Origin of the sequence: Vibrio inusitatus (assembly GCA_024346935.1) — a bacterium.
Classification (GTDB): Bacteria; Pseudomonadota; Gammaproteobacteria; order Enterobacterales; family Vibrionaceae; genus Vibrio; species Vibrio inusitatus.
In genome coordinates this window covers 1,146,864-1,161,849 of the sequence record AP024878.1, presented here as the reverse complement: position 1 = coordinate 1,161,849, position 14,986 = coordinate 1,146,864, and the positions used below count along the sequence as shown (strand labels likewise).

The 14,986-nt window shown below is 43.7% G+C and carries 14 protein-coding genes and 1 tRNA gene; 4 read left to right on the top strand and 11 right to left on the bottom strand.

The features are described from left to right. The first annotated feature begins 248 nt into the window (after positions 1 to 248). On the top strand, positions 249 to 1,946 hold the full coding sequence (locus OCU48_RS05365; protein ID WP_141344308.1) for an RluA family pseudouridine synthase: 1,698 nt from the start codon (positions 249 to 251) through the stop codon (positions 1,944 to 1,946). A gap of 2 nt (positions 1,947 to 1,948) precedes the next feature. Here the strand turns inward: OCU48_RS05365 and recQ are convergent, their stop codons facing one another. From recQ to OCU48_RS05340, 5 genes are all read right to left on the bottom strand, one after another. Further along, on the bottom strand, positions 1,949 to 4,111 hold the full coding sequence (gene recQ / locus OCU48_RS05360; RefSeq protein WP_141344307.1) for a DNA helicase RecQ: 2,163 nt from the start codon (positions 4,109 to 4,111) through the stop codon (positions 1,949 to 1,951). 85 nt (positions 4,112 to 4,196) lie between these two features. Continuing rightward, positions 4,197 to 4,568 (bottom strand): rhodanese-like domain-containing protein, encoded by a 372-nt coding sequence (locus OCU48_RS05355; protein WP_141344306.1) that lies wholly within the window; start codon positions 4,566 to 4,568, stop codon positions 4,197 to 4,199. Positions 4,569 to 4,640: 72 nt separating this feature from the next. Further along, positions 4,641 to 4,934 (bottom strand): hypothetical protein, encoded by a 294-nt coding sequence (locus OCU48_RS05350; RefSeq protein ID WP_141344305.1) that lies wholly within the window; start codon positions 4,932 to 4,934, stop codon positions 4,641 to 4,643. A 273-nt stretch (positions 4,935 to 5,207) separates the two neighbouring features. Further along, a complete protein-coding gene (gene gltS, locus OCU48_RS05345; protein ID WP_141344304.1) occupies positions 5,208 to 6,422 on the bottom strand; it encodes a sodium/glutamate symporter in 1,215 nt (404 codons plus the stop codon). Positions 6,423 to 6,531: 109 nt separating this feature from the next. After that, positions 6,532 to 7,422: a YeeE/YedE thiosulfate transporter family protein gene (locus tag OCU48_RS05340; protein ID WP_244312232.1), complete on the bottom strand. Its 891-nt coding sequence runs from the start codon at positions 7,420 to 7,422 to the stop codon at positions 6,532 to 6,534. Between the two features lie 499 nt (positions 7,423 to 7,921). On the opposite strand from OCU48_RS05340, the gene OCU48_RS05335 reads away from it, so the two are divergent. Further along, entirely contained in the window at positions 7,922 to 8,272 is a 351-nt protein-coding gene (locus OCU48_RS05335) for a hypothetical protein (RefSeq protein ID WP_141344303.1), read from the top strand. A 78-nt stretch (positions 8,273 to 8,350) separates the two neighbouring features. Further along, positions 8,351 to 8,941, top strand: a complete 591-nt coding sequence (locus tag OCU48_RS05330; protein ID WP_141344302.1) for a hypothetical protein — start codon at positions 8,351 to 8,353, stop codon at positions 8,939 to 8,941. Between the two features lie 121 nt (positions 8,942 to 9,062). Here OCU48_RS05330 and OCU48_RS05325 read toward each other — a convergent pair. Further along, positions 9,063 to 9,150, bottom strand: a tRNA-Ser gene (locus OCU48_RS05325). A 217-nt stretch (positions 9,151 to 9,367) separates the two neighbouring features. On the opposite strand from OCU48_RS05325, the gene OCU48_RS05320 reads away from it, so the two are divergent. Continuing rightward, positions 9,368 to 9,937 (top strand): UPF0149 family protein, encoded by a 570-nt coding sequence (locus OCU48_RS05320; protein ID WP_141344301.1) that lies wholly within the window; start codon positions 9,368 to 9,370, stop codon positions 9,935 to 9,937. 94 nt (positions 9,938 to 10,031) lie between these two features. On the opposite strand, the gene nadA is transcribed toward OCU48_RS05320, so the two are convergent. From nadA to tolA, 5 genes are all read right to left on the bottom strand, one after another. Next, positions 10,032 to 11,093 carry a quinolinate synthase NadA gene (gene nadA, locus OCU48_RS05315; RefSeq protein ID WP_141344570.1) on the bottom strand — a complete coding sequence of 354 codons (1,062 nt, stop codon included), beginning with the start codon at positions 11,091 to 11,093 and terminating at the stop codon, positions 10,032 to 10,034. A gap of 116 nt (positions 11,094 to 11,209) precedes the next feature. Then, on the bottom strand, positions 11,210 to 11,989 hold the full coding sequence (ybgF, locus tag OCU48_RS05310) for a tol-pal system protein YbgF (protein ID WP_141344300.1): 780 nt from the start codon (positions 11,987 to 11,989) through the stop codon (positions 11,210 to 11,212). Positions 11,990 to 12,004: 15 nt separating this feature from the next. Continuing rightward, positions 12,005 to 12,553: a peptidoglycan-associated lipoprotein Pal gene (gene pal, locus OCU48_RS05305; RefSeq protein ID WP_017027635.1), complete on the bottom strand. Its 549-nt coding sequence runs from the start codon at positions 12,551 to 12,553 to the stop codon at positions 12,005 to 12,007. A 35-nt stretch (positions 12,554 to 12,588) separates the two neighbouring features. Then, the gene (gene tolB / locus OCU48_RS05300; protein ID WP_141344299.1) at positions 12,589 to 13,938 is read right to left on the bottom strand and encodes a Tol-Pal system beta propeller repeat protein TolB; all 1,350 of its coding nucleotides are present in this window, start codon (positions 13,936 to 13,938) and stop codon (positions 12,589 to 12,591) included. Between the two features lie 13 nt (positions 13,939 to 13,951). Then, positions 13,952 to 14,983 carry a cell envelope integrity protein TolA gene (gene tolA / locus OCU48_RS05295; RefSeq protein ID WP_141344298.1) on the bottom strand — a complete coding sequence of 344 codons (1,032 nt, stop codon included), beginning with the start codon at positions 14,981 to 14,983 and terminating at the stop codon, positions 13,952 to 13,954. Positions 14,984 to 14,986 lie beyond the last annotated feature (3 nt).

The window sequence follows — 14,986 nt, the reverse complement described above, 5'->3', positions numbered from 1 at the left end:
TAGCGACTACGTATGGCGCCCTAACTTCAAAGAGTGTTTGGCCATCTCCCTATTCCGCAATCTCTACAACACAGTGAGAATAAATAACTTAGATGATTACCTCCAATCATTAATTCTTATACCCGATATGCGCGAGGGTTATATCGAATAGAAAACCGCGCTAAACTAGCAGATAAGGCAAGTATTCAATACAATCAGCCTAGCGACTCTAAATCCGCGCCGTTTTGCATTAAAGGTATTCTTAACACATGAGCATCGACCCGCTTTTTACCCAATTTGAGCAACCTATCTCACAGCCGATACCAAAGCGGTTCACCTTTCCTTTTTATTATGATCCGCACGCGCTGACGATCATCGCCTGCGAACTGCTACAGAAAAATTTAAGTTCAAATACACGATTTAATAAGCTGTTTAGCCTTCGAGACGATCAAAGTATCAATACAGAAATTAGCTCACCCGATAGCGGTAAAATGTTTGGTGTTTTAGTTGTGAAAAATGCGGCTGGAGAGCTTGGGTTTTTAAGCGCTTTCTCAGGAAAAATTGATGATAGTAACCATCATCAAGGGTTTGTACCGCCGGTCTACGATATGTTGGATGATGACAGTTTTTTTAGAAGTGAGTTAGAAAAGATCAACGATGTTTCAACAGAACTCAACGCCTACATAAGTAACTCCAACATCGAACAACTGAAGTCACTACTCTCGGTAATAATTGAAGAAGAATCATCTCAAATACAGCATCTGCAAGCTGAAATCGCAGACAGCAGAAAACAACGTAAGCTAGCGCGTATTCAAGCACAGAACACTTTGCCAGAGCAGAAATATCAAGAAGTTGAGAAAAGCTTGGCCAAGCAAAGCGTAGCGCAAAAAAATCAGCTCAAATGGCTCAAGAAAGAATGGGCAGATAAGCGAACTCTACTGGCAGAGAAAATCACCCAAGTAGATCAAGCCATCGCTGATTTAAAAGCTAAGCGTGCAGGGTTGTCCAATCAACTTCAACATAAAATCTTCGCCCATTACTCTTTCTTGAATGCCGAAGGAAATCGTCAAGACCTAAACCAGATATTTGCTCTAACCGCCTATAAAGTACCACCCGCGGGAGCAGGAGAATGTGCGGCCCCTAAGCTAATGCAATACGCTTATCTCAATGATTACGAACCCGTCGCAATGGCAGAGTTTTGGTGGGGCCATTCACCAAAATCAGAAATTCGTCAGCACAAACAATTTTACCCGTCGTGCATGAGTAAGTGCCACCCTATCCTATCGCACATGTTAGTAGGTTTAGAGGTAGACCCAAATCCACTACTCGAGAATCCGGCAGAAGATAAGCCTTTGCCTATCATCTATGAAGATGAACATATTGTGGTGGTAAATAAGCCAGAAGGGTTTCTTTCTGTACCCGGTCGACACATTCAAGACTCAGCGTTTTATCGCATACAACAAATGTATCCAGATGCTGAGGGGCCCTTTGCTCTGCATCGCTTAGACATGGCAACCTCTGGTTTACTGGTGTTTGCTCTCACTAAGCGTGCAAATAAATCACTACAAAAGCAGTTCATCTCGCGTGAAGTAAAAAAGCGTTATGCTGCTTTAATTGATGGGAATCTGCAGCAGAAAGAAGGGAACATTACCCTCCCTTTGTGCGGCGACCCTTACGATAGACCAAGGCAAATGGTGTCTTATGATGAAGGTAAGCCAGCGCATACTCGTTATCAGCTTATGGAAATTGTCGAAGGGCACAGTAAGGTTATGCTATATCCAGAAACCGGTCGTACCCACCAGCTACGCGTTCATTGCGCCCACGCAGAGGGTCTAAACATGCCCATCATTGGAGATAGCTTATATGGTCGCAAAGACGTTAGGTTGTATTTACATGCACAGCAACTCAGTTTTACCCACCCCATCAGTAAAGAGTGGGTCACTTTTGAGGCTGATATTCCGTTTTAATACTAACTCGAGAGTATTGCCAGTTGTTGCTGGTAAGCAAAATGGCCCACGATACAGCGCAGAGTGCCATAATCGTATTTAGCTTCAAAGTGCTCAAACAAAGGCTTAAGCTTACCCTCAGATAGAATATTGAGCTGTTTAATGGCGGCATCGAACGGTTCTAGCTCTGAGGGCTCGATGTCAATCACTTGAGCAAGTTGGCACGCTCCAAGCTCTATTGCTGAGGCGAGATGGTTCATCACTGTGTTAAGTGCAATTTGGCGCTCTTTCGCCACCAAATCAGCCTCTTTCAAAGACTGAAATAACTCTAGTGTTGTTTGCTCTGTAGCGCTCAATGCAGGAAGTGGTTTTGGCTGAAGCTGCATCAGTTCGATAATTGGCTCGCCATATTTAGCAACTTTGGCTTCCCCAAAGCCCGATATTTCGCCCAGTGCATCTAATGTGGTTGGCCTCTTTAAAGCGATGTCTGCCAAGCTAGCATCGTGACAAATCACATAAGCAGGCACATTTTGTTCTTTGGCTAGGCTTGCCCTAAGCTCTCTAAGTTTCTCAAACACTTCAGCATCTTGGGCAGAAAGCACATGACTTTTTTTCGCGCTACTGGACTTTTTCTTCTTGGCCTTACGAAGTTCACGCAGTTCTATGGTTTGCTCACCTTTAAGTACAGCGCGGCATTGTTCGGTTAACTGTAGATTATTGTACATACCCTCAACGGTTAAGTAATTCATAGCAATCAACTGCCTGAATACACCTTTCCATTGCTCTGCTGTAAGCTCTGTACCTATACCAAAAGTAGATAGGGCGTTGTGACCAAAACGCTGGATCTTTTCATCACTTTTACCAAGCAACACATTCACTAAGTGAGTCACGCCAAAACGTTGGCCTGAACGATACACAGTAGAAAGCGCCTTTTGTGCGGCTTGCGTGCCATCCCATGTTTTAGGAGGATTTAAACAGTTGTCGCAGTTCCCACAACCCTGTGCCAGTGACTCACCAAAATAACCTAGTAAGGTTTGACGGCGGCAGGCACTCAGTTCGCAATATCCAAGCAGAGAATTGAGCTTACCTACCTGTACTTGCTTGTATTCTTGATTGCCATCAGAGTTTTCTACCATTTGTTTTTGCATCACTAGGTCTTGCAAACCATAAGCCATCCACGCATTTGCGGGTAAGCCATCACGCCCTGCACGTCCGGTTTCTTGATAGTAGGACTCGATACTTTTTGGCAAGCTAAGGTGTGCCACAAATCGTACATCGGGTTTATCTATACCCATACCAAACGCAATTGTGGCTACAATGATGACCCCTTCTTCACGTAAGAAGCGCTGTTGGTTTTGATTCTTTTGCTCAACCGACATACCAGCATGATAAGGCAGAGCCATGCGCCCCTTATCAGAGAGCCAAGTGGCCGTTTCCTCAACCTTTTTGCGTGATAGACAATAGATTACTCCTGCATCTTCGGCATGGTTATTCTCGATAAAATCCCAAAGCTCATTCTTTGCATTGGCTTTCTCACTCACGTGATAACGAATGTTGGGACGATCAAAACTATGCACGAATACTTTGGCATCAGAGAGATGAAGCTGCGCGATAATCTCTTGCTTTGTGCGTTCATCTGCCGTTGCAGTTAAGGCAATACGAGGTACGTTCGGAAATCGCTGAGGTAGAATAGACAGTTTTTGATATTCAGGACGAAAATCATGCCCCCACTGACTAACACAGTGAGCTTCATCGATGGCAAACAATGAAATGTTCGATTGTTCAAGAAGGTTTAAGGTACGCTCCATGAGTAAACGCTCAGGAGAGACATAAAGCAATTGTATCTCGCCACGCATTACCGAGGCTTCGACTTCCAATTGTTCATATTGATCTTGAGTGGAGTTTAGAAAGGCGCACGCCACGCCCACTTGCCTCAGAGCATCCACCTGATCTTTCATCAAGGCAATTAGAGGTGAAACCACTACCCCAACACCAGATCGCACCATTGCGGGGATCTGGTAACAAATAGATTTACCGCCTCCAGTCGGCATCAAGGTCAGAACATCTTGCCCTTGTACCACACTCTCGACTATAGCTTGCTGTTGGTGACGAAAATTGTCGTAACCAAAAACAGAATTTAATACATCTATGGGCTGTGGTTTACTCGTGTGCTCGAACTGACTCAATGCTGAAAATCCTGAGGGTTAAGTGAATAAAAAGGATAGCGAAGAGTCAGCAGCCAAGTAGCGGATAATAGTATTAAATGTCCTATTATTTAGAAGTCGAATCTGGCTTCACTGACAGCATCATTTGCAATCCGCCGCCATTATGCACGTGTTTATACCCTTTCGTCAGCAGTATTTGTTTCGCATTTCCAGAACGGTTACCACTGCGGCAATACACCACGATATGATCGTTCTTTTCCACAAATGAAAGATCGGCTCTAGATAAATCAGCAACAGGAATATTCACCGCATTGTCGAGATGCCCACCGTTGAACTCTTGCGACGTTCGCACATCAATGACTACTGCACCAGAATCAATCCATTCCCATGCCTGCTCTGCACGCTCTGTTGCAAAAGATCCCGTTGAAAAAGCCATACTAGGAATGAGAAACGCCAGCGCCATTAATTTTTTAATCATAAAGCTCTCCTATCCAAAATAAGGACAATAAGCTTCAATCTACTTTCCGATTCCACTCATCATCAATGAAATCTAGTAAATCTCCATCACCCATGAACCAAGCTTTTTCTCTTGCCACAATTCAATAATCATTGGTTCAAGTGCTGAAATCACACGTTGCAGATCGTCGGCGGTCTTAGAGGTATTGAACCAACCATTGATAGAGTCCAAGTTGAATGCAAGTTGCTTCAAATTGCCCGAATTAGTTAAAAGCTCCTCGCCATTGGTCGCTTGTTCTTGCTCCGATAGCTGGATACTAGATTCAAAATACTGATCTCCAGCTCTATACAGGTTCCAACCATCTTCTCTTGTGGCTAAAAGTCGCATATTTAATTCCTATTTTTTGCTCATAATAAGCCTAATCACAACACACCTGTGTTTCTAATCAAAGGATGTACTTCACACACTGAAGGTTCAAGATACGAAAAATATCGATGTCACAACCGAGCGCAAGTTTTACGTTACGATAAAATAGGAAAGGTAAAATACACAATCAACTACCTTAGCAATCGAGCGAAAAATCGTGTACTTACTGTGGGCATTACAATCAAAGAAAAACAAACAAGGCAGACCTGTGATTACAGCTCTGCCTTGTTACGGTTATAAACCAACGAAGAAGCTGATCACTATCGCATTAACAATATCGATAAAGAAACCACACACCAATGGCACGACAATAAAGGCTTGCGGACTTGCACCGTAACGACTCGTTACTGCGGTCATATTTACAATCGCCGTCGCGGTAGAACCTAAAGTTATCCCTCCAAAGCCTGAACAAATAACTACTGAGTCGTAGTTTCTGCCCATCAAGTAGTAAACCACTAAGACAGTGAACACTAGAGAAAGCAGGATTTGAGCTGACATGATGACAGAGATATAACCAAACATTCCGTCTAAATCCCAAATATGAAGCCCCATCAGTGCCATAGTTAAGAACATGCCAAGACAAATGTCAGAGATCATCGCGAGTCCCTTACGACCTTGTTCTATTTTTGCTTTTGTTTGGCGTTTCTGGAATAAAGCTCGGCCAATATTACCAATCAAAATACCCGCAATTAGACAACTCACGAATAAAGGAAGCTTTATACCTGCCGCCTCAATAGACTCGCCAATACTGTAGCCAAGCATTAGAGTGACATTTAACACTAGCCACGCCCACAGCACACCAAAGTGGCTCAATTCAATCGTAGTTTCATGATCTTTATAAGCACCAACGGCCACATCTTCTTGTTCAGACGGCGCCACTTTATGCTTATTTAACAGATAATTAGCGATAGGACCACCAATTACACAGGCAGCAATCAAGCCTACTGTGTTAGATGCAACTCCCAACTCCATCGCATTACTTATGCCATACTCTTGAGCAAACGTTGGTGCCCAGGCTAACGTAGTCCCTACACCACCAATCAGACTGACCGAGCCAGATAGTAGACCGGCCTTAGGATCTAAGCCAAAAGCACTGGCCACAGACATACCAACGACGTTTTGCAATACGATAAAGGTGCCAGCAAGCACCAACAAGATAAATAATGGACGACCACCTTTTATCAATGTCTTAAGGTCAGCTTGAAGACCGATCCCTGCAAAGAAGTACAGCAGTAAAAAATCTCGGACTTCGAGGCTAAAGGTTATTTTAGTTTTAAAGACATAATAAAGAACTGCAACTGTTGCTGCACAAACAAAACCACCAATAACAGGTTCAGGTAGGGAATATTTTTTCAATACATCTGAGCGTTCAATAATGGCTTTACCAATAAAGAGCAGTGCAATGGCGATGGTGAAGGAGACGAGCGGTGGTACTAATACTTCTGACATAAATTAATCTGTTCCTAGGCAGTGAATGCGATGGTATATGCAATACAACGTTAAGCTACCAGTGTAATGTAAACCTCACGAAAATCATTATTTTATCGACAGCAACAGGCTAACGTTTAACCAAGCCACCAACAAAAATCCCCACAATAATCGAAAGCACGGCAATAGTCCCCGCTGGGGAAAGAGCAGGAAGCGCGACTAAAAGCTGAGTGTCATTTCCTCCTCCGGCTAGCACTGCACCAAGCCCCATTAAACAGCCTGAGCCTAAGTGCCATAAATATCGTTTAACACAGGCAATCTCAAGACGAAAAGAACGAGTTGTGATGGCCGCAATCAGCATCCCTAACACCAAGCACGCAATGAGCATAAAACGCTCAATGCCTGGCCAAAAATGGTCAGTGTCATTCCATATATAAAAACTCACATCTTTGAGCAAGCCACTCGGTGTCCAGTGTGGTTCAAACACAAAAATGCAGCCGCCCATGAAACCAATAGCTAACATCAACAGCCATAGTGTTTGGTTCTCTTTATTCAATTTAAAGACAAACAACCCGACTAATATTGAGCCTATAAAAAGAAAACCTAATTGCATCACTATTGGCATTTCATATCGATTTGGTTTGATATCGATCATCAAAGTCGAGAAAGCAACCCAAGCGACAATCCAGCCTATGATCGTAGCCAGCATTACTAACTGTCCGCGAGCTAAGCGACTGATTGTAGACACCCCACAACCTTGGTTAAACGCAGCACCCAAGCCAAATAAAAAACCGCCGACCACGAAATGCCAACTCGGTAAATAAGCCGTGAATAAGTTCTGCTCAGTGTAGATATAAATAAAGCCAATAGAGAGCCAAGAGAATGTCCCACTAAAAATAATCGCGATGAGAAACATCGGACTTCCAGCACGAGCTTCCTTAACACCTCGCACCATACACAAGCCGGTAGTTTGTGCGAGATATCCAAGTATTCCAATCATCACCAAAGATAGATATAACACTCACTTCCCTCATGAAACACGCAAAATTTGAACTCAAATTACACGTTTATGAATGAGGTAAATATAGTTGAAAGCCATCAACTAGAACGATGAACTGAATGTATTGCTCCATTGATTGAGGATGTCGCAAACAGCGAATATCAGGTGCAATGGCTAGACCTTTTCTATCAAGCCTGCAGTTTCAGCGAAGTAACGTCTACTTGTTAGCAAACAAGTAAAGCGTTAAAGATCTTTAATTTGTTTTATCACGACTCGTGATAAATGCGTAGATGGCTGAAATTATAATCACAAAGCAGAAAATATTAATAAGTGTATTCACGGCGTGCTCCTCATGACCTGACATTACATTTAGACTAATCAATCACAGTGACAAGAAGAATCAACGACGTTTATTTACACCATCAATCCAATTGAGGTTTACGCCGATAGAGAGCACAAAACGCATAGTGTTAGTCGTGCCACTCTTATATACTGGGCTTCTTTCAAAGGAATACCTATTATGGAAATGCTCATTGTTTCTTCAGAGCAGCAAAAACGTCTCATCATGCTTTTTATTCGCAAAAAAGCGTCAATGTCAGACAAAGCCCTGTTAAAAAATCTCGATGCTTACTCGGTAAACTCTTCGGTTTACCCTGCATTTAAGAAGGCATCAGACTTACTAGTAGAACGAATTGCTCTGCCTTTTGCCGATGAAAAGACAGGAAAATTACTAGGTGGTGATTTCCTATACCGATACTTATCGAAAGGTTACATTTGTTTAGGTAACTATACTGGACAGCCAAAACCTGACCTAACGCCTTATGGTGTTCGATCAGTGCGTATGTTACCCAAGGTAGGTTTTGGGCTGTAAACTTTCACCACACATTTTAATTGCCTGCTTAATCAAGCCATAAAACAACACCGCATCACAGTAAAGGATCAACAGAAAATGAGTGAGCTAACCCCTCAACAAGAACAAGCCATTGCCACATTTAAAGCGAATATGCATTTCCCAGAAAATGGTTTTCATAACTTGATCATTGAACTGTGCAAGGCCTATCAACTGCCTTTTCAAAAAGTACGTAAGGTGTTGATGAGCTCGCAAGTAAAACTAGAAAAGAAGATTCGCCTTCAATTCGATAATCTGCAAAGTAGTGAACTCACCCAGCAAGCTTGGCTAGAAACTGTTAATGCTGAGTTGAACGAAATGGCTAAAGAAAACATCCCTGCAATGAGCGCATTGCAGGCGAATAATAACTACCTCAAAGCAACTACTGCTTTAAAAACTGTCATTCAAAATGAAGGTGAGCGCGAAGAGGTATTAGAATATCTATTCTTAGCCTATGAAAAAGAGGTATTTAAACCTCTACTGGCAATGCTACGAACCACTCCAGTTTACTGGAAGTTAATGCGCGCCGAAGAAATTTGCAAAATGACTCCTGAGTATCAGCAGAATTTCAGTGAGTATCCGCAACATGTGGATGCCGCTAATCATTTATTTGAGTTAGAGATGCAAGTAAAAGCCTTGAATCTTGAGTAGGCATACAAAAAACCATTGGATAGCAATGGACATCTAAAGGTGGATGTCCGTTGTAAATAATGGTTTTTGTTATATCTCAGGCATAAAAAAAGACGTCCTAAGACGTCTTTTTTTATGAATGTGGCGGTGAGTGAGAGATTCGAACTCTCGATACGTTGCCGTATACACGCTTTCCAGGCGTGCTCCTTCAGCCACTCGGACAACTCACCGTATTTGAAGTGTTGACTGTGTCGGTCAACGAGGCGCTAATTTAATGATTTGTCGGCGGTTGGTCAAGTAGAAATCTGGGCTTTTTCTATAGTTTGCGATTGTTTGAACAATTATTGTGTAGTTCGATGAAATTTGAGGCATTTAGGGCAATTTAGCAGTGCAGTTGGATTTAAAGGCTTGCTACACTATGCAAAACCTTTTTTATGGATAGCCATTTTGGATTTAGCACAAATTATTGCTCAGCCTGAGCTCGAAGATCGCCTTCTTCCTTACCATCAAACCCTCGGATTTATTACTGCAATGGCGGCGGCGCCGAATGTGCTTGATCCTGCTGAATGGATTGCCTACCTATGGGGTGGCGAAGAGAGCGCTCCTTTTACTGATGGTGAACAGTTAGAGTCTTATTTGGAAGCTATTATCAATGCTTGGAATGCGGCGCGTCCTGCGCTGTTTGAAGGCACTTGGCAGTGGCCAATTGAATGTGACCTGAGTGACCAAGAAATAGTGACAGAAGCAACTAAAGAGTTCTGTGAAGGCTTACTACAAGGTTGGCAACTGGCTCAGGATGATTGGCAGACGCTTATGCCTCAAGATAGTCAAGATAACGCTCTACTGGGCGGAGTATTACTATCAATTAGCATGCTTTATGACCCAGAAACCTCACTTACGACGCTTTCTGAAGAAGGTATGAATGGTCTTGACCAATTTGCTGAGATCTTTAATGCCATGCCTGCAATGTTGTGTGGATTAACACAGCGTGGGGCGAGTTTGGCGGAAGCGCAGTAAAAAAAAGCTGTCAGCTGCAAGCTATCAGCTATCAGCTATCAGAAATAAAAAACCTCGGCATTTGCCGAGGTTTTTTGTGAGCGTCACATTTTGGTTAGGCGTTGCCTTTAACCTTAATGTTTAACTGCTCTGCGAAATCCAACATGCGATTTAGTGGAATAAGTGACTTCACACGCACAGCCTCATCAACGAAGATTTCGTGCTCTGCTCCACCCTCTTTCAATGCTGATTCAATCGCTTTAAGACCATTCATTGCCATCCAAGGACAATGTGCACAGCTGCGACATGTTGCGCCTGCACCTGCTGTTGGTGCTTCAATAAGCTCTTTCTCTGGTACCAATTGTTGCATCTTAAAGAAGATGCCTTTATCGGTCGCTACAATCAGTTGCTTGTTAGGAAGCGCTTTTGCCGCTTTAATCAACTGGCTAGTAGAGCCAACGGCATCGGCTAGCTCAACAACACTAGCCGGAGACTCAGGGTGCACAAGAACAGCTGCGTCTGAATAGACCGCTTTCATGTCCCTTAATGCTTTTGCTGAGAACTCATCGTGTACGACACATTCGCCATTCCACAGCAGCATGTCAGCGCCTGTTTGGTTAGCAATGTAGGAACCAAGGTGACGATCTGGGCCCCAGATAATCGGCGTACCTTCAGCGTCTAAATGCTCAACGATCTCTAGTGCGATGCTTGATGTTACCACCCAATCCGCGCGCGCTTTAACAGCCGCAGAGGTATTCGCATAGACAACGACTGTGTGATCTGGATGTTCATCGCAAAATTTGGAAAACGCATCTTCTGGACAACCCAAGTCTAGAGAACACTCTGCTTCTAGGGTTGGCATCAAGATGGTTTTCTCTGGGGTCAGAATCTTCGCAGATTCCCCCATAAAGCGTACACCCGCAATGATCAACGTCTTCGCAGAATGGCGGTTACCAAACTTGGCCATCTCTAGAGAATCTCCAACAAAGCCACCGGTTTCTTCGGCTAGCGCTTGGATCTCTGGATCGGTGTAGTAATGGGCGATCAATACCGCATCTTTCTTTTGAAGAAGGGTCTTGATGGTCTCCTTGTAAGCCTGTTTCTGATCTTCACTCAGAGGTACGGGCTTAGGAGGAAATGGGTAAATTGTTGGTGCTGTTTCTAATATTTGGCTCATTGCAATGCTCGGGCAACTTCCTTTAACTTCGGGCATTGTACACTGCTTTGAGTGCGCTTGCCAAAAGCAAAAAAGCTCAGCAAATAAATGCTGAGCTTAGAGATTATGAATTGATGCTACTTCAAGTTAGACAGCTTTTTCTTAGCTGAATTAGCAGAAGAGGTATTCGGGTACTCATCCACCGCTTGCTGGTAGTACTTCTTCGCTGCGCTAGTGCTGTTATTTCTAGTAGCAATATCCCCTAACTTAACTAATGCATCTGCACGCTTGTTAGAGTCTTTATAGGCAACGACTGCAGCAAATGCTTTTGCTGAATCTACGTCTTTCTTCTTCGAAAAGTAGAGCTGTCCTAACCAGTAATTCGCGTTAGGCGAATACACTGATTCAGGGAAATCTTTCTTAAACTGCTCCAAGGCAACTGTGGCTGCGTCGTAGTCCTTATTCTTCAAGATCAGATCAACCGCGCTTTGATACGCTTTTTGCTCGTCTTGGTTTGAAGAATATTTACCGGCTGGGGCTGACTCGGCAGGTTGTGCTGGGGCTTGTTTGGCTTTGGCAACTTCAGAACGAACTTTGTCTAATTCAATAAACAACTCTCGTTGCCTATCGATAAGCTGACGCATTTCGTGGTTGTTACGTTCTAATTCGCCACGCAACTCACTGACATCAAGAGACATTTCATCGACTTGTTGTTGCAAATTGGCTTGTACTCGGTTGCTGTTTCGTAGCAGACGCTCCAAGCGCTCTGTCTCGGATTCTTTAGCGCTTGAGGACGACTTAGATGTCGAAGCACTGTTTGAGTTGAGATCAGAAACGGGAGCCGGTGCGGCGAATGAAACACTCGCCGCACTTGCTAGTAACGTAAGCGCAACTGCTCGCTTGTAGTTACTGATCATGTTTACTTCCTAAGATTAGTAAACTAGAACCGCACGACGGTTTTTCGCGTACGCTTCTTCAGATTGACCAAGCTCTAGAGGCTTCTCTTCACCGTAGCTTACGATAGAAAGTTGGTCAGCTTGAACGCCAGATGCTTGAAGGTAATTAGAAACTGCGTTAGCACGACGCTCGCCTAGTGCGATGTTGTACTCAGGAGTACCGCGCTCATCAGCGTGACCTTCGATAGTTACTTTAACGTCTGGGTTTTCGCTTAGGAAAAGAGCGTGAGCTGATAGCATCTCTTCGTACTCAGAACTGATAGTAGAGTTATCGTATGGGAAGTATAGAGTTGTGTTTTCGCGTAAAGCTTTCTCAGCCATTTCACGCTCTTCAGCTAGTTTCTCTTCTTCTGTCATTGGAGAAACAACAGTTGTGTCTGTAGTTTCAGTTGCGTTTGCTTGAGCTTCTTGATTAGTAGTTTGTGCATCAGAAGCGTCAGTTGCTTCGTCAGTAGAACTACAAGCTGTAACAGCTAGAACAGGTAGTGCGATTAGCAGCCCTTTAAAAACCTTGTTAAGTTGCATATTAAGTTTTCCTTATTGTATAAAAAGTAACGTCGTTACAAAAACGGTGACCAGGCGGGTGCTCTTACACGCCCATTGGTTGCTGGTAGTCTGGCTTTAAACCGTCCATCAATTGAAACCATCGATAGCACATTGTTTTTATTATACATTGAGCTGTATATCACCATTCCTCCATTTGGAGCTATGCTCGGAGACTCGTCGAGTAGTGTTTTTGTCAACACTTGAACGGCCCCGGTCTCCAAATCCTGTTTTGCCAAATTGAAACCTGAAGAAGACTGATTCACCATAATCATGAAACGTCCATCAGGCGTAATTTGACCACCCAAATTTTGGCTACCCTGCCATGTCAATCTCTTCGATGCTCCGTTATCTAAATTTACTTGATAAATCTGAGGCTTACCACCTCTATCAGAGGTGAATATAAGAGATTGACCATTAGGGTGCCAAAATGGTTCTGTATTATTTGATCTACCACGAGTTATCTGTTTCAACTTACGTGATTGCAAGTCCATAGTGTAAACCTGAAGGCTGCCTGTTTTTGACAATACCAATGCGATTGACTTTCCATCAGGAGAGAATCTAGGTGCACCATTGTGACGAGGGAACGAGGTTAGCTTCTCTCGTTTGCCCGTGTAGATATTCATTAAGTAGATTTCAGCTTGGCCATTCTGGAAGCTTACATAAGCAAGCTGTCTTCCATCAGGAGACCATGCAGGAGACATCAGCGGCTGTTTGGAGCGTAATACTAAACGCTCGTTATAGCCATCGTAGTCAGCGATGCGTAGCTGATATGGATAGTTGTCTTTATCATTGACCACAACGTAAGCAATACGTGTCAAGAACGCACCGCGATCTCCAGTTAATTGCTCATACACTAAATCAGAGATACGGTGAGCGTATTCACGTAAGCGTGGTCCAGGCACCGTTGCTTGCTTGTTGAACAAAATATGGTCTTTAGACAATACCAAAGTACCATCTTGCAATGATTTAGCCTGACCATCTGTCAATGAGCCACGAACAACATCAATGAGCTTGTACTGTACTTTGTATTTGCCATCACCCGCATCAGTAATCGTACCGGTCAGGAGCGCATCTACGCCCATTGAGGTCCATGCTGAGTAATCAACGTCCTTATCTTGATAAGGCGTCTGTGGCATTTGATTGGTTGCTACTGGACTGAACTTGCCACTACGCTGTAGATCAGAGGCAATGACCGCTGACACATCGTGCGGCAGTTTTCCGGGACCTTCCCACTTGAATGGAACAATCGCGATTGGGCGTGCAGAATTGACGCCTTCTGTAATGACCAATTCTAGTGAAGCATGGGCAACAGACACCCCCATGCTACATATCATCAATAGACTTACAAATAATCGTTTAATCACCAGGTTTTCCTTCTTAAGGTGCAACGGTTAAGTTAATGCTCTTCAATTTATCTATAGCAGCCTTGTCGCTAGGTAGTGGGAAACTACCCACTTTTGATACGGCTACTTGTGCAGCGCGACAGAGCCCTGAATCTCCAGATAGGGTTCTTAGGTCGCTTACAATGAAGTTAGAGCCTGTGTTGAGCAATCGCAAATTCACTCGGCACTCTTTTCCTCTAAAGGAGTCATCTAGCAATAATTCTCGTTGAATCATTTGCTTATAGATTTCGCCCATTCGGGTTACTTCATCGGTAATGGCGCGGCTACGAGCCGTTGAGTTCGTTTGTTGCTCCGCTTCAAGACCAGAGAATATATCGCTGAGTGCTGCTTCTTGCTCTTTACGCTCGCGCTCAAGTTGTGCAAGGCGAGCTTGCTCTTTCTTGGCTTTCTCTGCAGCCTCTTTAGCCGCCTTCTCTTGAGCCAGTTTTTCTTGCTCTGCTTTACGTGCTTTTTCAGTGGCTTCTTTAGCGGCCTTTTCTTTGGCTACCCTATCCGCCTCTGCTTTCGCAGCTTTCTTGCTTGCTTCTGCAGCAGCTTTGACCTTAGCTAGACGCTCTGCTTCTGCTTTCTTCGTTGCTTGTTCTTTTTTCTTGCGCTCAGCTTCAGCAACTTTAGTACGTTGCTCTTCTTCTTTACGTTGCTTCTCTTTCAACTGGCGCTGCTTTTCAGCTTCGCGTGTTTTCTTCTCAGATTCTGCTTTTTCTTGGGCTAAACGACGAATACGTTCTTCTTCAAGCTTCCGGTTTTTCTCAAGTTGCTTACTTTGCTCTTTCAACTTGCGAATACGCTCTTGCTCTGCTTTTGAAGCAGCCTCACGCTCTTGGCGAATCTGCTGAGCCTGCTTTTGAATAGCGTTGGGGTCAATCACCACCGCCTCTACCATATTTGGCATAGGTTCTGGTTTTGACATATTGAAGTTAGTTCCCCAGATCAAAGCAATGACCAATAGCAAATGCACTGCTGCTGATATGATGAGCGATCTAGTGAACTTTTTATCTTGTTTCATCGG

Bases quoted from the DNA above. Each gene is read 5' to 3' on its own strand.
- OCU48_RS05365 (WP_141344308.1), top strand. From the start codon at position 249: ATGAGCATCGACCCGCTTTTTACCCAATTTGAGCAACCTATCTCACAG.
- OCU48_RS05355 (WP_141344306.1), bottom strand. From the start codon at position 4,568: ATGATTAAAAAATTAATGGCGCTGGCGTTTCTCATTCCTAGTATGGCT.
- OCU48_RS05350 (WP_141344305.1), bottom strand. From the start codon at position 4,934: ATGCGACTTTTAGCCACAAGAGAAGATGGTTGGAACCTGTATAGAGCT.
- gltS (WP_141344304.1), bottom strand. From the start codon at position 6,422: ATGTCAGAAGTATTAGTACCACCGCTCGTCTCCTTCACCATCGCCATT.
- OCU48_RS05335 (WP_141344303.1), top strand. From the start codon at position 7,922: ATGGAAATGCTCATTGTTTCTTCAGAGCAGCAAAAACGTCTCATCATG.
- OCU48_RS05330 (WP_141344302.1), top strand. From the start codon at position 8,351: ATGAGTGAGCTAACCCCTCAACAAGAACAAGCCATTGCCACATTTAAA.
- nadA (WP_141344570.1), bottom strand. From the start codon at position 11,093: ATGAGCCAAATATTAGAAACAGCACCAACAATTTACCCATTTCCTCCT.
- ybgF (WP_141344300.1), bottom strand. From the start codon at position 11,989: ATGATCAGTAACTACAAGCGAGCAGTTGCGCTTACGTTACTAGCAAGT.
- pal (WP_017027635.1), bottom strand. From the start codon at position 12,553: ATGCAACTTAACAAGGTTTTTAAAGGGCTGCTAATCGCACTACCTGTT.
- tolA (WP_141344298.1), bottom strand. From the start codon at position 14,983: ATGAAACAAGATAAAAAGTTCACTAGATCGCTCATCATATCAGCAGCA.